At 43.4% G+C, this 17,508-nt stretch carries 15 protein-coding genes and 1 other annotated feature; of the genes, 11 read left to right on the top strand and 4 right to left on the bottom strand.

What is annotated here, in order from left to right:
* The first annotated feature begins 261 nt into the window (after window positions 1-261).
* The 4 genes from OCV24_RS11760 to OCV24_RS11745 all read left to right on the top strand — a co-directional run bounded on the left by OCV24_RS11760 (window position 262) and on the right by OCV24_RS11745 (window position 6,018).
* Window positions 262-1,215, top strand: a complete 954-nt coding sequence (locus OCV24_RS11760; protein ID WP_136997184.1) for a TIGR01212 family radical SAM protein — start codon at window positions 262-264, stop codon at window positions 1,213-1,215.
* Between the two features lie 94 nt (window positions 1,216-1,309).
* Window positions 1,310-3,061: a GGDEF domain-containing protein gene (locus OCV24_RS11755; protein WP_150878633.1), complete on the top strand. Its 1,752-nt coding sequence runs from the start codon at window positions 1,310-1,312 to the stop codon at window positions 3,059-3,061.
* Window positions 3,062-3,233: 172 nt separating this feature from the next.
* Window positions 3,234-5,567, top strand: coding sequence for an aerobic respiration two-component sensor histidine kinase ArcB (gene arcB / locus OCV24_RS11750; RefSeq protein ID WP_150878631.1), 2,334 nt, complete (start codon window positions 3,234-3,236; stop codon window positions 5,565-5,567).
* 7 nt (window positions 5,568-5,574) lie between these two features.
* Window positions 5,575-6,018: a hypothetical protein gene (locus OCV24_RS11745; RefSeq protein ID WP_017056075.1), complete on the top strand. Its 444-nt coding sequence runs from the start codon at window positions 5,575-5,577 to the stop codon at window positions 6,016-6,018.
* Window positions 6,019-6,151: 133 nt separating this feature from the next.
* Here OCV24_RS11745 and arcA read toward each other — a convergent pair whose 3' ends face one another.
* Complete coding sequence (gene arcA / locus OCV24_RS11740; RefSeq protein ID WP_017056076.1) at window positions 6,152-6,868, bottom strand: two-component system response regulator ArcA; 717 nt, start codon at window positions 6,866-6,868, stop codon at window positions 6,152-6,154.
* A gap of 577 nt (window positions 6,869-7,445) precedes the next feature.
* Here arcA and OCV24_RS11735 point away from each other — a divergent pair.
* Window positions 7,446-7,931 (top strand): putative 4-hydroxy-4-methyl-2-oxoglutarate aldolase, encoded by a 486-nt coding sequence (locus tag OCV24_RS11735; protein WP_017056077.1) that lies wholly within the window; start codon window positions 7,446-7,448, stop codon window positions 7,929-7,931.
* A gap of 45 nt (window positions 7,932-7,976) precedes the next feature.
* Here OCV24_RS11735 and OCV24_RS11730 read toward each other — a convergent pair whose 3' ends face one another.
* A complete protein-coding gene (locus tag OCV24_RS11730) occupies window positions 7,977-8,453 on the bottom strand; it encodes a ribonuclease regulator (protein WP_077679984.1) in 477 nt (158 codons plus the stop codon).
* 318 nt (window positions 8,454-8,771) lie between these two features.
* Window positions 8,772-8,890: a sequence feature (Thr leader region), on the top strand.
* A 29-nt stretch (window positions 8,891-8,919) separates the two neighbouring features.
* Between OCV24_RS11730 and thrA the strand changes: the two genes are divergently transcribed.
* Genes thrA through thrC form a run of 3 tightly spaced genes read left to right on the top strand, consistent with a single transcriptional unit; the run spans window position 8,920 to window position 13,633 of the window.
* On the top strand, window positions 8,920-11,379 hold the full coding sequence (gene thrA, locus OCV24_RS11725) for a bifunctional aspartate kinase/homoserine dehydrogenase I (RefSeq protein ID WP_136979055.1): 2,460 nt from the start codon (window positions 8,920-8,922) through the stop codon (window positions 11,377-11,379).
* Between the two features lie 17 nt (window positions 11,380-11,396).
* Window positions 11,397-12,353 carry a homoserine kinase gene (gene thrB / locus OCV24_RS11720; RefSeq protein WP_150878714.1) on the top strand — a complete coding sequence of 319 codons (957 nt, stop codon included), beginning with the start codon at window positions 11,397-11,399 and terminating at the stop codon, window positions 12,351-12,353.
* Window positions 12,350-13,633 carry a threonine synthase gene (gene thrC / locus OCV24_RS11715; protein WP_150878629.1) on the top strand — a complete coding sequence of 428 codons (1,284 nt, stop codon included), beginning with the start codon at window positions 12,350-12,352 and terminating at the stop codon, window positions 13,631-13,633. The genes thrB and thrC overlap by 4 nt, the downstream gene beginning before the upstream one ends.
* Window positions 13,634-13,712: 79 nt before the next feature.
* On the opposite strand, the gene grcA is transcribed toward thrC, so the two are convergent.
* Complete coding sequence (gene grcA, locus OCV24_RS11710; RefSeq protein ID WP_017059315.1) at window positions 13,713-14,090, bottom strand: autonomous glycyl radical cofactor GrcA; 378 nt, start codon at window positions 14,088-14,090, stop codon at window positions 13,713-13,715.
* 326 nt (window positions 14,091-14,416) lie between these two features.
* On the opposite strand from grcA, the gene nfo reads away from it, so the two are divergent.
* The 3 genes from nfo (at window position 14,417) to OCV24_RS11695 (ending at window position 17,044) form a co-directional block, all read left to right on the top strand.
* A complete protein-coding gene (gene nfo, locus OCV24_RS11705) occupies window positions 14,417-15,331 on the top strand; it encodes a deoxyribonuclease IV (protein ID WP_017056100.1) in 915 nt (304 codons plus the stop codon).
* Between the two features lie 395 nt (window positions 15,332-15,726).
* The gene (ung, locus tag OCV24_RS11700) at window positions 15,727-16,407 is read left to right on the top strand and encodes a uracil-DNA glycosylase (RefSeq protein WP_017056101.1); all 681 of its coding nucleotides are present in this window, start codon (window positions 15,727-15,729) and stop codon (window positions 16,405-16,407) included.
* A gap of 85 nt (window positions 16,408-16,492) precedes the next feature.
* A complete protein-coding gene (locus OCV24_RS11695; RefSeq protein WP_029626949.1) occupies window positions 16,493-17,044 on the top strand; it encodes a hemerythrin domain-containing protein in 552 nt (183 codons plus the stop codon).
* Between the two features lie 145 nt (window positions 17,045-17,189).
* Here OCV24_RS11695 and OCV24_RS11690 read toward each other — a convergent pair whose 3' ends face one another.
* Window positions 17,190-17,378 (bottom strand): DUF3545 family protein, encoded by a 189-nt coding sequence (locus OCV24_RS11690; RefSeq protein ID WP_017056103.1) that lies wholly within the window; start codon window positions 17,376-17,378, stop codon window positions 17,190-17,192.
* Between the last annotated feature and the right edge of the window lie 130 nt (window positions 17,379-17,508).

Genomic DNA, 17,508 nt, shown 5'->3' with positions numbered 1-17,508 from the left:
AAGTATCCTACAATTTTGTCTAGGCGAATTGCAATGAAAGTTGACCCATGTAGACCATTTTTTTCGTTTTATTTTGAATTTAATGTCTAACAAATGTGCAACATTAGGCAAATAGAGCCGAATTTTTGCATGTTTATTGATATTTGATAGGTTGCTCGCAAAAGGCCTTGAGTAAACTAATTGGTTGAATTTTGCAGGGATGTAATTTTTTTTCAGAAATAGACTGATATTCATTCTTATTTACTTGAGCACTTTCAAAATATGCAATTACACGAGTTGGTTAACACTATCGGCCAAGACCTTCAGCGCCGTTATGGCGAAAAGGTTCACAAACTGACACTGCACGGTGGCTTTAGCTGCCCAAACCGCGACGGAACAATCGGCCGTGGTGGGTGTACTTTCTGTAATGTCGCTTCATTTGCCGACGAACAAACTCAAATTCAAAGTATTGCTGATCAGTTAAAAGATCGTGCGGGTGAAATTGCCCGAGCTAAGAAGTACCTTGCCTATTTTCAGGCTTACACCAGTACTTATGCTGAAGTACAAGTGCTCAAGAATATGTATGAGGAAGCCCTTAGAGCTCCGGGTGCTGACATTGTTGGTTTGTGTGTAGGAACAAGACCTGATTGTGTTCCAGATTCGGTGTTGGAACTGCTGGCGGATTATGTGGAGCAAGGCTATGAAATATGGCTTGAGCTAGGCTTACAAACCGCAAATGATAAAACATTGAAGCGGATTAATCGTGGTCATGATTTTGCGGTGTATGAAACGATCACCCAGCGTGCACGTGCTTTAGGGATCAAGGTGTGTACTCATCTGATTGTTGGTCTACCAAAAGAGACTAAAGCGGATAATCTTGAAACCTTGGATAAGGTATTGGCGGTGGGCACCGATGGTATCAAATTGCATGGCCTGCATATTGTCGAGGGCAGTACCATGGCTAAGGCGTGGAAAGCTGGCAAGCTCGAGGCGCCAACCTTGGAGGAGTACATTGATATTGCCTGCACAATTATCCAACGCACACCTGCTCATGTGGTCTATCATCGAGTTTCTTCTGCCGCACGACGTCCAACTTTGCTTTCTCCTTTATGGTGTGAAAACCGATGGCTAGCGATGACTGAAATTGGCCGCTCGTTAGACAAGACGGGTGCCCAAGGTATTGAGACGGGCGCTGCATTTGAATACAGATTACCGGTATTAAACAGCGGGAATTGATAGATTTGAACAGAAAGTAGGTAACAGCAGATAATCCCTATAATTAGTGGTAACATTTCCCCCTTACAGAATTGATGGTATAGATTGAGAGTAAATGGAACTGGTTATGACTTGGTTGTGGGATAGAGCATATGGCTACGGCATCTATATCGTTATCGTATTGCTGACTATCCTCATCTGCTGGCACCTTTATTCACGTTATCAGTTACATATAGAAAAACTTCTAGTTGCTACTCCATCACCCCTCTATTTTGTTGATGTTCGAAGTGGTGAGATTTTATATGCCAATCGCCAAGCCATGCAGTTGCTTGGCATCCGCCAGCTTGGCGTTAACTTTCGTTTCCCTACCGTAGAAAGTGAAAACAGCTTCCGTCATCACCTAGCCAATCACATAAACTCTCAATCATTTGAACAACTCTCAATTTGGACACTTTCTGAATTTGAGCATTTTAAGATCAACTTGGTTGGTCGCAGGATCCTTTTTAGAGGCAAAAGGGCTTGGATGATTCATGCCTCGCCTTATAACAATACCAATGAAGAACTATCCCAAGAGGTTCGTGAGCTTAATGTCGCACGCACTGCTTTGGACTCTTTATCTGAGTTGATCTATGTGAAAAATCAGAAGGGTGAGTTGGTCGCTAGTAATCGTTCGTTTAAAAAATTTTGGTATGGTCGCCCTGAAGAGGGCACTTTGAGTGTTTCCAATGATGCACTAAAAGGCCGAGTGAGTGAGCGAGCATGGACCACAGACCAAGATGGAAAGGGCTGTTTGCTGGAAACCTATCAAAGCGTTTTACTTTCTCAAGATGGGGAAGCGATTGGTACGCTTTCCATCAGTCATGATGTGACCGATTGGCATGATATGCAGCAAAAACTGCGTGGCGAAATGGAAAAGCGAAAAGACACTGAGGTTGCGCTTGCTCAACGTGACACCATTTTACAAAATATCTTAGAAGCAAGCCCTGACTCTATCGGTATCTTTAACGAAAATATGGTTTACCAAGCGTGTAACAAGCCGTTTGTTACAGCTCTTGGTATCTCTGAAGTGAGTGACTTAGTTGGTAAGCGCTTGCAAGATGTAGTGCCAAACAATATTTATATGCGCCTTTCTAATACTGATCACCAAGTGCTTCATCAAGGCAAATCATTACGCTATATCGATAAGGTTGTTTCTAGTGATGGTGAGTGCACTTGGTATGATGTGGTGAAATCACCGTTTAAGGATCCGGCATCGAGTACAAATGGTGTGTTGATTATGGCGCGTGATATTACCGAGCGCTATCTAGCAGAGCAAAAACTTGAAGAAGCCAACCTTGAGCTAGAACGTCTCAGTTTCATGGATAGCTTAACTTCGGTTTCGAACCGACGCCGTTTTGATGAGCAGCTGTCGGCATTGTGGTATTACCATGCTCGAGAAAAGTTGCCATTGACCATTATGCTGTGTGATATCGACTTTTTTAAGGGGTATAACGATTTTTACGGACATCAACAAGGTGATAATGCGTTGATTAAAGTTTCTCAGGCATTTAAGCAGGTACTCAATCGCTCTTCTGATTGCGTGGCTCGTTATGGTGGTGAAGAGTTCGGCTTTATTCTGCCAAACACGACAACCGAAGGTGCTCAGCTGGTGGCACAGCGTATCCATGATGAAGTCCTTAAATTGGAATTGGATCATGAGAAGTCGACAGTCTCTGAATTCATCACTGTCAGCATCGGTATCATCTCTTATATACCGATGCCCGGTGACGAAATGGAGTCGGCGGTTGCCTTAGCAGATAGTGCGCTTTACCAAGCTAAGTCTGAGGGTCGAAATCGTTCGATTGTGCACCCTTCTTCAACTCATTAACCCTATAAACTCTGTGATTTTGTTAACAGGTGCATTTGGGCTTAGTTAATATTTATATTGATTCATTAACCATGATATTGCGTTGGATCTCTTGCTGCATGTGATGTAGCTAGCTTACCTCCTACCTTCAAACAAGGTAGAATACTGCTAGTCTTATCGCATGGAGCGCTAAATGAAACCCATGAAAAATCTTGCTCAATATTACGTGGATCTACTCGTAAAATTGGGAATTGTCCGCTTTTCTATCTTGCTTGCCTTAGCGCTTGTTGCCCTCGCCGTAGTTGTGCAGGTCGGCATAACCCTCGCACTCAAAGGTAATGTTGATGATATCGACATTATTCGTTCTGCTTTCTTCGGTTTAGTCATTACACCATGGGCGGTTTATTTTCTTTCAGTGGTTGTTGATCAACTGGAAGAGTCTCGTCAAAGATTGGCGAAGCTGGTTTCTAAGCTTGGCGATATGCGTGAGCGAGACCAAGAGCTAAATAGCCAGTTACAACTTAATATCGAGAAGCTTAATCAAGAAATTGAAGAGCGAGAAAAAGCGGAAGAAGCACGTGCTGAAGCGATGCAGGATTTAGAAAATGAGGTGTTTCAGCGTGAACGAACTCAGCTTGAATTAGCAGAACGTACCGCACTCCTGCGCTCGTTTATCGACGCTTCACCCGACCTTATCTACTATCGTAATGAAGATGGTGTGTTTTCAGGTTGTAACCGCGCGGTTGAAGAACTCACTGGAAAAACAGAAAAAGATCTGGTTGGTTTGACACCTTGGGATGTATACAGCAAAGAGATCGCTCAACAAGTTGTTGAAACTGATAAGAAAGTGTTTGCTGATAATCAGGCCCTGACCTATGACCAATGGCTAGAATACCCTGATGGGCGAAAAAGCTATTTCGAGCTGCGTAAGGTGCCTTTTTACAGCAAAGATGGGCGTCACTTGGGCTTAGTGGGCTATGGCCGTGATATTACTGAACGTAGAGAGCATCAAAAGTCGCTAGAGAAAGCCAGTCGGGACAAGACCACGTTCATTTCAACCATTAGTCACGAGTTAAGAACGCCGCTCAACGGTATTATTGGCTTGAGCCGCATGCTATTAGATAGCCAGCTGACTACCGAGCAGCGCAAGCACATGCAAACCATCAAGGTGAGTGCGGTGACTCTGGGTAATATTTTTAACGACATTATTGATATGGACAAATTCGATCGTCGTAAGCTTGAGTTATTCCCAACGCCGATCAACTTTGAAGACTTTGTTGTCGAGATCGAAAGTATTTCTGCATTGATGGCGGAGCAAAAAGGGTTGAGGTTTGATTTAGAAAGATTATCCGACCTTCCTGCTGCGGTTGAAGTGGATGGTACTCGCCTGAGACAAGTGCTGTGGAATCTCGTCAGCAACGCGATGAAATTCACCAAAGATGGTGGTGTGGTAATGACAGTTAGCGCCGATATTGATGGCGACTTTGCTAACATTACTATGGAAGTGGAAGACACCGGCATTGGTATACCTGAAAGTGAAATCGAGAAGATCTTCGCGATGTATTATCAGGTGAAATCTGGAACGGATAATCTGCATGCGGTGGGTACAGGTATTGGCCTCGCGGTATCTCAGCAGCTGATCAACATGATGGATGGTCACATCGAAGTAACCAGTGAAGAAGGCTTTGGCAGTACCTTTACCGTTTCGATTCGAGTTCCTGTCAATTACGACACTCAAGCACTCATTAAAGCACCACGAAAGCAATCGCATCTTAAGATCTTCATGGTCGAAGATATTGAACTTAATATCACGGTGGCTCGCTCTCTACTTGAAAGCCTAGGTCACGAAGTGACAGTGGTGATGACAGGTAAAGAGGCTCAAATCGTATTCAACCCACAAGACTACGATCTGGTGTTGTTAGATATTCAATTACCTGACATGACAGGCTTTGATATCGCCCAGTATTACCGAGAGAAATACAGTCAGTTACCTCCTTTGGTCGCATTAACCGCGAATGTTTTAAATAACAAGCAAGAATACCTACAAAAAGGCATGGATGAAGCGATCAGTAAACCACTGTCTGTTCGTGCTATTCAAGATGTGATCAGCAAATTGATCGAAGGTGTTCCCGAGGTTATCGAGAAAGTAGCAGAGGATACGCCTACTATTTCATTGGTTGACACCGCTTTGCTTGATATTGATATGCTAGAGTCTTACGTTGATATTGTTGGGCCGAAACCGGTTTTAGATAGCATAGCGATGTTTGAAGATATGATGCCGGAGTATATGGAAATATTGAACTCCAACATGGTCGCGAAAGATCAAGCCAGCATCGTTTCTGAAGCGCATAAGATTAAAGGTGCGGCAGGTTCAATTGGCCTGAAACGCATACAGCAAGTCGCTCAGAAAGCGCAATCTCCCGATCTGCCTGCGTGGTGGGAGAATATTTCAGATTGGGTGGATGAAATTAATAATGAATATCAGAATGACATTGAAGTCCTAAAAAGTTGGTTAAACCAAAGGTAGAAGAATAATGAAAAAATTAGCATTTTCCGCATGTGTGTTGGCATTAGCGGGTTGTTCTACGCCACAAGTAGAATGGCAAAAAGGTACTCAGGTTGAAGTCTCAACCGCGATAGTCACAATGAAAAGCAACCTTTGGCTAAATAAAATGCCGATGATTGGAGAGGATCAAGATGAGACTTTGCATGGTGTTATTTATCTAGAGTCAACCTCTCAATTACCAGCAACGCTTGCTGTCGAGAGTGTTACAGTTAAGCAGGGGGCGGATACCTTACTGGTAACTGCCGACGATCTTGATTTGAGAATTCAAAGTGAAACTCAGTGGGAAGTCGCTTTTGTATGGCAGCTAGATATCGAAAGTGAGAAAGCTGTTGATGTTGCAGTACAACTTAGAGATGGCGAAATCGTAAAGTGGTTAGTGGAGAAAGATGTGAAGGTTGATACTGTCTACTAGACCTTTCGGATTCATGATCAATAAAAAAGGGAGGATGCGTTGGCATCTCCCTTTTTAATAACGATTGATTGTGCTTCTGATGTTAGAAGTGCTAACCGGTTAGAAGGACTAAACGGGCAGAAGCGTAATCAAATTAGTCTTCTAGGTCACCACAAAAGCGGTAGCCTTCACCGTGAATCGTTGCGATGATTTCTGGCGTACCAGAAATGGATTCAAAGTGCTTACGAATACGACGAATTGTCACGTCTACAGTACGATCGTGTGGCTTAAGCTCACGGCCAGTCATCTTCTTAAGAAGGTCTGCTCGTGTTTGGATCTTACCTGGGTTCTCACAGAAGTGAAGTAGAGCACGGAACTCTGAACGAGGTAGCTTGTAGCCTTCGCCATCTGGACTAACTAGAGAACGGCTATTGATATCTAGTACCCAACCGTTGAACTCGTACTTTTCAACGCTACGCTTTTCTTCTTGAATAGAGCTAGTGCTCATTGAACGGTTAAGAAGATTACGTGCACGAATAGTCAGTTCACGAGGGTTGAAAGGCTTAGTGATGTAATCATCTGCCCCTATCTCTAGGCCAAGAATTTTATCAACTTCGTTATCACGACCCGTTAAGAACATAAGTGCTACATTTGCTTGCTCACGTAGTTCACGCGCAAGTAGTAAGCCATTCTTACCTGGAAGGTTGATGTCCATAATTACAAGGTTAACTTGGTTGTCAGATAGCACTTGGTGCATCTCTTCACCGTCGCTAGCCTCAAAAACAGCATATCCCTCTGCTTCAAAAATACTCTTTAGAGTGTTACGAGTTACTTGCTCATCTTCAACGATCAGAATCTGCGGGGTTTGCATTTGGCGGTACCTAAATTTGTGACGAAACTGTGCTAATAGAATAAATTCTAGGCAAAAACATAACATACAGGTAATGTAATTTTGATGATAACTTAAAGTTTTCAAAAAAACACTTACTTCCAGTTATCTGCCTTCCTTGAAGTATTGCCCAATAACGTAGATCCAGTACGCCTTTTAATCATTCTCTTAGTGATTGTAGAGGATTCTATAATGTTAACAGCATGCTAACAACGTGAGAATGTTAATTCCATTCACTTTGTTGATTTACATCAATTGCCGAATCGCAACAAACTTTAATAGTATGGCTACAACTTAACCGATATTATGGTTAATTATTTAATAGCAAACCAGAATGGTTATTCGTGATTGTTCTCATATCTGACTTGTTTAAGACATGATAATGAACCAAGGAAGCCAAGCTGTTCTGATAGTCTAGTAGATAAATATGCTTAATCAAATTTTTATTCATTATTGAATTGAGCATAATATGATGAAAACAAAGGATTAAGTTCAATTACATATAAAAGCATAGAGGTTTACCTTGTTTTATAGGTAGTGCCTTACTCACGGAGGATATATGCACGATATAACACCAGACTTATGTGATGAGTTTGAAAGCAAAGTTACCCAACTGAACCTGCCGCTACAGAACTTTGGTCAACGTGGTGCGTTCTGGGGAAAAATTGTAACAGTTCGTTGTTATCACGATAATTCTAAGGTTCGTGAGGTTTTAGAAACCGACGGCAGCGGTAAAGTGCTGGTTGTTGACGGAAATGGCTCGTGCCAGAAAGCGCTGCTTGGTGACCAACTTGCTATTCTCGCGATAGAAAATGGCTGGGAAGGCGTGATTGTGAATGGTGCTGTGCGTGATGTTGGTATGATGTCGCAAATGGATTTGGGCGTTCAAGCTCTAGGTGCATCACCATTCAAAACTGAGAAGCGTGGTGTTGGCCAAGTGAACGTGACGCTGACAGTACATAACCAGTTGGTGCAGCCTGGTGATTACATTTATGCAGATTGGAATGGCGTGTTAATTTCGTCGGAGCTGTTGCTTGAATCATAACGGCGATTTGATTCGCAATTGTTAATGGGTAACAAGCTTATTGAATTAGAAGCGAAACCCTAATCCGACTTCAACACCTTGCTGCCACTCTTCATAATCAAGGGTGGCATGCAGATCTAAATTATCAGTCAGTTGTACTCGGCTTGAAATTTCTGCTGCTACCGAATTTTCGCTGTCCTCTTCTTCATCTTTATAGGTATGCAACGAACTGTTGAAAGAGACCTTTTCTGAGAATTGATAACTGACACCACTCAAGAATCCGCTTTCATATTTCAGTGAAGCACTGTTAATACGTGTACCGACATAAAGATCGACATCAGCAAACAAGCTATAAGAGTAGCCACTGTCGATCTTCCAAGTGTCAAAGCTTTCACTCGAGGCATTTTGAGTTGAAATAAAGAATTTATGAGAAGAGCGATCAACTTGAGCGGGTAGTAGAGGCAGATTGCTCAACAGAGGCAAGCTATTTGCTGAACAAACAACAGGCGCAGCAAAGGTTAAAAGAATAAGCAATCTCTTCACTTCCCCACTCCTGATATCATTATTGTTGTTTTAAAAACGTTATCGGTTAATTAAAGCACAAAACCTGTATGTTCGCTGCCCAAGTGATATGTAAATTTGTCATGACTTTATATGAGCCTAGTTACCTTTCTTGTTCTGAAGGGGAAACCCAGTATCTGAATTGAAGGTGTAAACGGGATGTTTTATCCCTTAAATGGCGGTTTGCTCTGAAAAGCGGTGTGAATGTAAAAAAAACGCAACTTTTCATTGACGTCTAGTGGTAAAAATTGATACACGTAGAGTAAAGCACAAGCAGAGAATTTGATATGCAGCACGTACGCCACCTAGTAATGACCACAACCATTATTATTACCGACATTAACATTGTTGGGGCAGGCTGCTAAGTAACGGATTTTAAAAAAAAGGCCTGTATCCAACAAGATACAGGCCTTTTTTTGTACCATTTTTATGACTTATGGAGAAAGGGATGCGCGTTTTAAAGTTTGGAGGTTCATCACTAGCTGATGCAGATCGTTTTTTACGAGCGGCTGATATCATCGCTAATAATGCCCAGCAAGAAGAGCTAGCTGTTGTACTGTCGGCTCCAGGAAAAACAACCAATAAGTTGGTCGCTGTTATTGAAGCAGCATTGAAACATGGTGAAGCCGATACGCAAATTGCAGAGATCGAATCATCATTTGTTGCACTGTTTGAAGAGATCAAAACCGCCGTTCCTTCTATCGATGGTTCGGCATTCCAAGAGCAGGTCGATACCTCTCTTGCTCAGTTAAAGCAGTTCGTGAACGGCATTAACCTACTGGGTATGTGTCCGAACCACGTCAATGCTCGCATCATCAGTAAAGGTGAGCGAATCTCAATCCAGTTGATGAAAGCGGTACTTGAAGCGAAAGGCCAACCAGCAAGCCTGATTGACCCAGTTCAATACCTATACGCTAAAGGTGATCACCTTGAAGCTATGGTGGATGTGGATGTGTCAACTCAGAACTTCCGTCAATCGCCACTTCCACAAGGTCACGTTAACATCATGCCGGGCTTCACTGCTGGTAATGATAAAGGCGAGTTAGTCACGCTTGGCCGTAATGGCTCTGACTATTCTGCAGCGGTATTGGCGGCGTGTCTTCGTGCCGATTACTGTGAGATTTGGACAGACGTAGACGGTGTTTACAATTGCGACCCGCGTTTAGTACACGATGCTCGTCTTCTTAAGTCATTAAGCTACCAAGAAGCGATGGAGCTTTCTTACTTTGGCGCTTCGGTTCTTCACCCGAAGACTATCGCGCCTATCGCACAGTTCCACATTCCTTGTCTGATCAAAAACAGCTTTAATCCTCAGGGTGCAGGTACTTTGATTGGCCAAGACACTGGCGAAGATAACTTAGCAATCAAAGGTATTACTACGCTAAGTGACCTAACGATGGTTAACGTATCAGGCCCTGGCATGAAGGGCATGGTAGGCATGGCGAGCCGTGTATTCGGCGCGATGTCTTCTGCTGGCGTTTCTATTGTCCTTATTACTCAATCTTCTTCTGAATACAGCATCAGCTTCTGTATTGAGTCAGCAGACAAAGTAAAAGCGAAGCAAGTACTGTCTGACGCATTTGAACTTGAACTCAAAGATGGCTTGTTAGAGCCGGTTGAATTCATGGACGACGTAGCGATTGTGACACTGGTGGGTGACGGTATGCGCACTTCACGCGGTGTTGCTTCTCAGTTTTTCTCTTCTTTAGCCGAAGTGAACGTTAACATTGTTGCTATTGCTCAAGGCTCTTCAGAGCGCGCTATCTCTGCGGTTATCCCTGAAGATAAAATCTCAGAAGCGATCAAAGCGTGTCACGAAAACCTATTTAACTCTAAGCACTTTCTTGACGTATTCGTTGTGGGTGTTGGCGGTGTTGGTGGCGAGCTGGTTGACCAAATCCAACGTCAACAAGGCAAACTGGCTGAAAAAGGCATCGTGATCCGCGTATGTGGCTTGGCAAATAGCAAAGGTTTGTTGCTAGACAGCGATGGCCTACCGCTAGAACAGTGGCGTGACCGCATGTCGAGCGCGACAGAAGAATTCAGCCTAGCGCGCTTAGCGGCTCTGGTTCAACGTAACCACATCATCAACCCTGTATTGGTTGACTGTACGTCTAGCGAAGGTATTGCTGCGCAATATGCAGACTTCCTAGCGGCTGGTTTCCACGTGGTAACACCAAATAAGAAAGCGAACACTGCAAGCATGGCTTACTACCATCAGCTTCGTGAAGTGGCACGTAACTCACGTCGTAAGCTGATGTACGAGACAACAGTAGGAGCAGGTCTGCCGGTAATCGAAAACCTACAGAACCTAATTTCTGCAGGTGATGAACTTGAGAAGTTCAACGGTATCCTTTCTGGTTCACTGTCTTACATCTTCGGTAAGCTTGATGAAGGCATGACGTTAAGCCAAGCAACCAACATTGCTAAAGATAACGGCTTTACTGAGCCGGATCCTCGTGATGATCTGTCTGGTATGGATGTCGCGCGTAAGCTGCTGATTCTTGCTCGTGAAGCTGGCATGGCACTTGAACTTGAAGACGTTGAAGTTGACCAAGCATTGCCACCAGGTTTCGATGATTCAGGTACGGTTGACGAGTTTATGGCTCGCTTGCCAGAAGCGGATGCTTATTTCAAAGAGCAGTCAGCTATCGCCGCAGAAGAAGGCAAAGTACTTCGTTATGTTGGTGAGATCACCGACGGTAAATGTAAGGTTCGTATCGCAGCTGTTGATGGCGACGACCCGATGTTCAAGATTAAAGATGGCGAGAACGCTCTGGCATTCTACAGCCGTTACTACCAGCCAATCCCACTCGTTCTACGTGGCTACGGTGCAGGTACTGAAGTTACAGCAGCAGGCGTATTCTCTGATGTGATGCGTACTCTTGGTTGGAAATTAGGAGTTTAGGAATGAGTTCAAGTGATATGGATGTTGTCGTTTATGCTCCGGCATCAATCGGTAATGTCAGTGTAGGGTTTGATGTGCTGGGGGCCGCTGTGTCTCCAGTGGATGGCACATTGCTTGGTGACCGAGTAATGGTTAAAGCTGGCGATCAACCATTCTCACTAAAAACAGCAGGCAGCTTTGTTTCTAAGCTGCCAACTGAAGCAAAAGAAAACATCGTCTACGACTGCTGGGTGGTGTTCTCTAGAGAGCTAGATAAAAAAGGTGTTACGCTTAAGCCTTTGGAAATGACACTCGAAAAGAACATGCCTATTGGTTCTGGTTTAGGTTCAAGTGCATGTTCAATCGTAGCGGCGCTTGATGCGCTAAACCGTTTTCACGGTCAGCCTCTGAATGAAACTGAACTGCTTGATCTGATGGGCGAAATGGAAGGTAAAATTTCAGGCGGTATTCACTACGATAATGTTGCGCCATGTTACCTTGGTGGTGTGCAGCTTATGCTTGAAGAGCTAGGCATTATTAGCCAAGAAGTCCCATGTTTTGATGACTGGTACTGGGTGATGGCTTATCCGGGCATTAAAGTATCTACGGCGGAAGCGAGAGAGATCCTACCATCTCAATATCGTCGTCAGGATATCATTGCTCATGGTCGCCACTTAGCGGGCTTTATCCACGCGTGTCACTCAGGTCAACCTGAACTGGCGGCGAAGATGATCAAAGACGTGATCGCTGAACCATATCGTGAGAGACTACTTCCAGGGTTTGCTGATGCTCGTAAATACGCGTTGTCGGCAGGTGCATTGGCTACTGGTATTTCCGGTAGTGGCCCAACTCTGTTTAGCATTTGCAAAGAACAAGATGTCGCCGAGCGTGTTGCACGTTGGTTAGAACAAAATTACGTACAAAATGAAGAAGGATTCGTCCACGTTTGTCGCTTAGATAAGCAGGGTTCGATCGTTACAGGAAGTGAGTTATGAAGCTGTACAACATCAAAGAAAACGATGAGCAAGTCTCTTTTGGCCAAGCCGTTCGTCAAGGTTTAGGTCGTAATCAAGGTCTATTTTTCCCATCAGAGCTGCCTAAGTTCGATGACATCGATGCACTACTTGCAGAGGACTTTGTCCCTCGTAGCTCAAAGATTTTGTCAGCGCTTATCGGTGATGAATTACCGAAAGAGACGATTGATCAACTAGTGGATGCGGCGTTCCAATTCCCAGCTCCGATCAACCAAGTGAAAGACGGTGTTTATGCACTTGAACTGTTTCACGGTCCAACGTTAGCATTTAAAGATTTCGGTGGCCGTTTTATGGCTCAATCTTTGGCAGCGGTTTCTGATGGCGGTCAAATCACTATCTTGACGGCAACATCAGGTGATACTGGTGCGGCGGTTGCACATGCTTTCTATGGCATGGAAGACATCAACGTTGTGATCCTTTACCCGAAAGGCAAGATCAGCCCACTGCAAGAAAAGCTGTTCTGTACACTAGGTAAGAATATCCACACTGTCGCGATTGATGGCGACTTTGATGCGTGTCAGGCATTGGTTAAAGACGCATTTGATGACGCTGAATTGCGTAAAGAGATTGGCTTAAACTCAGCAAACTCAATCAACATCAGCCGTTTAATGGCTCAAATCTGTTACTACTTTGAAGCGGCTTCTCAGCTGACTAAAGAGCAACGTGAAAATCTTGTTATCTCTGTGCCAAGTGGTAACTTTGGTAACCTAACGGCTGGTCTGTTAGCGAAAGCGCTTGGTCTACCAGTTAAGCGTTTCATTGCAGCAACCAACGAAAATGACACGGTTCCTCGTTACCTAGAAACAGGTCAATGGGATCCAAAACCGACCGTTGCAACAACATCGAACGCGATGGACGTAAGCCAACCGAACAACTGGCCTCGTATCGAAGAGCTTTGCCAACTGAAAGGTTGGGGCTTAGATACATTAGGCAAGGGTAAAGTATCTGACGAGCAGAGCGCTGAATCAGTACGCGACCTAAAAGCACAAGGTTACCTATGTGAACCACATGGTGCGATTGCGTACCGTCTATTGGAAGAGCAACTGCAAGAGAACGAAACTGGCTTGTTCCTATGTACAGCGCACCCAGCGAAGTTCAAAGAAGTGGTTGATGATATTTTAGGTACAGATATTGAACTGCCAGGCCCGCTAGCAAAACACGCGGCGATGGAGCTGTTGTCTGAAGATCTTGATAATGATTTTGAAGCGCTAAAAGCAGTACTTCGTCGAGTTCAACCGTAACGTTCATCGGAATTGTCGAACAAATGAAAACGGCGCTCAATGAGCGCCGTTTTTGTATTTTAATTCAAGCTCTAAAAAATTATAGAGACTCAGTGAACGTACGTGCGATAACGTCACGTTGCTGTTCAGTTGTTAGAGAGTTGAAACGTACAGCGTAACCCGATACACGGATTGTTAGCTGTGGGTAGTTCTCTGGGTGAGCAACTGCATCTTCTAGCGTTTCACGCTTAAGAACGTTAACGTTTAGGTGTTGACCACCTTCGATGCGTGGTGCTGCTTCGATTGCAACTTCACGGCTTTCGTACTCGCCTAGGTCTGCCGCTGAGATAACTTGGTCAGCTTCGAAACCTGCAGTAGCAACAACGCAACGAGCTTCATTCTTCTCACTATCTAGTAGCCAGATTGAGTTTAATAGGTCATCGTTTGCTGCTTTCGTAATTTGAATACCTTGGATCATAACTATCTCCTAGTCCACTAAATGTGGTTTGATTATGGTGTTAACTTTCGATTTTTGTTGAGTTGGCTAATATATACCTAATATTTGTAAGGTGTATATTGATTTAAGTCAAAAAACAACCAAAAACCACTCTTTTATGGTGGGTATTATATTGAGGTAAATCAATAAAACCTTTGAAAACAAAGTGATTACAAAATATTTTAAAGTATAAAAAATATTTAACAGCTCTACTTGGTGTAAATTTACTACATATATTGTGTTTTTATTGAACTACAACCGATATGAGCCCTGATTTATGATGCATTCTGAAAGTGTAAAGTGATTTAATGACAAACAAAAATTCATCCTCCAAAACTAAAACTGAAACCAATATTAAGTTTATTGGTGCTCATGTGTCGGCTGCGGGCGGTGTTGATCTAGCCCCAATGCGTGCGCAAGAGATCGGTGCTAATGCGTTTGCACTGTTTACTAAAAACCAGAGACAGTGGGCCGCGAAGCCACTAGAAGCCAAAACTATTAGTGCCTTCAAAGCCAATTGCAAAATGTTGGGCTTTGCTGCTGAACATATTCTTCCTCATGACTCCTATCTGATTAACCTAGGGGCGCCTGAAGAAGAGAAACTCGAGAAGTCACGTGCTGCTTTTATTGATGAAATGGAGCGTTGTAATCAACTTGGACTAACGCTACTGAATTTTCACCCGGGTAGTCATTTAAAGAAAATCTCAGAAAGCGAATGTTTGGCTAAGATCGCCGAATCGATCAACTTAGCTCATCAAGCTGTGCCAGATGTGGTCGCAGTGATCGAGAATACGTCTGGACAGGGCAGTAATCTTGGTTGGAAATTTGAGCACCTAGCGGAGATCATAGATCAAGTAGAAGATAAGTCGCGTGTTGGTGTGTGTTTAGACACTTGCCATACCTTTACTGCTGGTTATGACCTACGAACAAAAGCTGCGTGTGACCATACTTTTGCAGAGTTCGACCGCATTGTGGGCATGCACTATCTAAGAGCAATGCACATCAATGATTCAAAAGCTGAGTTCGCGAGCCGAGTCGATAGACACCATTCTTTAGGAAAAGGCAAAATTGGCTGGGATTGTTTTGAGTATATTGCCTCTGATTCTCGCTTTAATGGTATCCCTCTTATCTTGGAAACCATTGATTCGACGATCTGGAAAGAGGAAATTCAACAACTTAGAATGTTTCATCGCTCAGCAACGCTAGCGATCGAAGAAGCGTAATAATAGAGGGGTAAATTTATTTCCGTCTATTTCTAAAAATTGGCACCTTTTTTTCATAGTCTTAAAGTGAATATGTAGTTCACGAAGTCTTAGAGGAGGTGCCTTTATGTATTCAATCACCCAAACTTCAATTTTTGCTGTCGCAAGTCGTTTACCAACACCAAACCGTCACGTGCATAACCACGGCCACCACCGTACGCAGCAGAAAAGTGGTTAATCGAGTAAACACAACTTGAACTGATTATTATGATTCATCAACAAGTGAACCCTACACATCATGTTTATTGATAGCTGTATGAGGTATAACTAGAGCCTTATTTAGGACAGTTAGCCGATACAGCTATTTTTTTGTCTGGCGAAAGCCCCTAGAAACCTTGATGATTGGGAAGTAAACGATGAGCGCACCAAAGACTTGGGAATCCATTATTAATGATGAACGTGACAAAGAGTACTTTCAGAGTGTCCTCGCGTTTGTTGAGCAGCAACGTAATAGTGGGAAAACCATCTACCCGCCACAAGAGCAGGTATTCAATGCTTTTGATATGACGCCTTTCGAGTCCGTGCGAGTGGTTATTTTAGGTCAAGACCCTTACCACGGTGCCAACCAAGCTCATGGCTTAGCATTCTCAGTGCTTCCTGGTGTGAAAATTCCTCCTTCTCTGCGCAATATTTACAAAGAGCTTGCACAAGATATAGAGGGATTTGAGATCCCTAATCATGGTTATCTCGATTCTTGGGCATCGCAAGGGGTGTTGATGCTGAACACAGTCCTTACCGTAGAAGAGGCAAAAGCACACTCACATGCTAAGTGCGGTTGGGAAACGTTTACCGGTGCCATCATTACTGAGCTGAACCAGCGTTCTGAGCCAATCATCTTCTTACTGTGGGGCGCGCATGCCCAGAAGAAAGGCCAAGCTATTGATTCGGAAAGGCATCATGTATTGACAGCTCCGCATCCATCCCCATTATCAGCACGCCGCGGCTTCTTTGGCTGTAAGCATTTTTCAATGACTAATAAGATACTTTGCTCGATTGATCAAAACCCTATCGATTGGCGATTACCTACTGAAGTATAGATTGATTATTTTTCGAGCAGAGTCAAACCATAAATTGGCATCTTCGTATACACTGAGAAATAGTAGGTGTAATGGAGTCGATATTATGATGATTGAAAGGATAAGACGGGAGCATGGCTATATGGCTCGCTTGCTCGCGATTCTCAAAAATAAACTTGAGTTACTCAAGCAAGAGCGTGAAATCAACTACAGCCTTATCGCTGAAGTGGTTCATTATTTGATGAATCATTCTGATAAGGTGCATCACCCTAAAGAAGATATCATCTATCGTTATTACCTCAATAAGTATGGTAATGATCAAGCCATTGAAGATCTTGAACTAGAACATCAATTGCTTGCCGAGAAAACCGCTGACTTTTTAGGTGTGGTGGATATGATTCTTCAAGATGCCGTCGTACCTCAAGAAGTCTTTATTGAACAGCTTGAGGAGTTTGTTCATACCCAACGTAAGCATATGGAGTATGAAGAGAAATACGTTTTGCCCATGATCATCACACTATTTACGGTGAAAGACTGGCAAGAGGTGGAATCACAATGGTCTCAACCTGAAAATGACCCTGTATTCGGTGATACGATTGCAGATCAATATCGCCAGTTAGCTGACCGAGTTCGTCAAAATGAGCAAGAGTGCTTATAGCGCAAGCGAGCCCTAATATTTGATTGCTGAGTTTGCTATAAAAAAGCAGCGCTATTAAAAAAGGCGCTGCTCTAAACAATAAAAAGGCACCGTTAAGATGCCTATTGTGCTATCCACTTGTACTGCTCAAAGCTTTTTGTACTGGCTAAAGCTTTATATCGTCAAGGCTAAAATCGAGTCCTAAATTCATATCCATTAGTTCTTTTTGGAGTCGACGTCTGTCATTTATTTCTTCAATTTCGCGCCATTTACGCTTGAGCGGTTTAGAGCGTGTTTTTTGAGTTGCTCGACGCATTTCTAGTTCTGATACATCATCGAAGTGAAAGCTATCCATAAGTCATATCTCCTTCCGTGGGACTGGTTCCTACGAACCATTGAATATCATATTTAGGCTTACAATAACCTTGATTTATTTCTCATTTGTTTCAAGTATATGAAGATTTTGTTTTGATTTTTTATGTATG

Origin of the sequence: Vibrio kanaloae, from assembly GCF_024347535.1 — a bacterium.
GTDB classification, from domain to species: Bacteria; Pseudomonadota; Gammaproteobacteria; order Enterobacterales; family Vibrionaceae; genus Vibrio; species Vibrio kanaloae.
The sequence above is the reverse complement of the archived record's forward strand: the minus strand, read 5'-3'. Positions and strand labels throughout refer to the sequence as shown.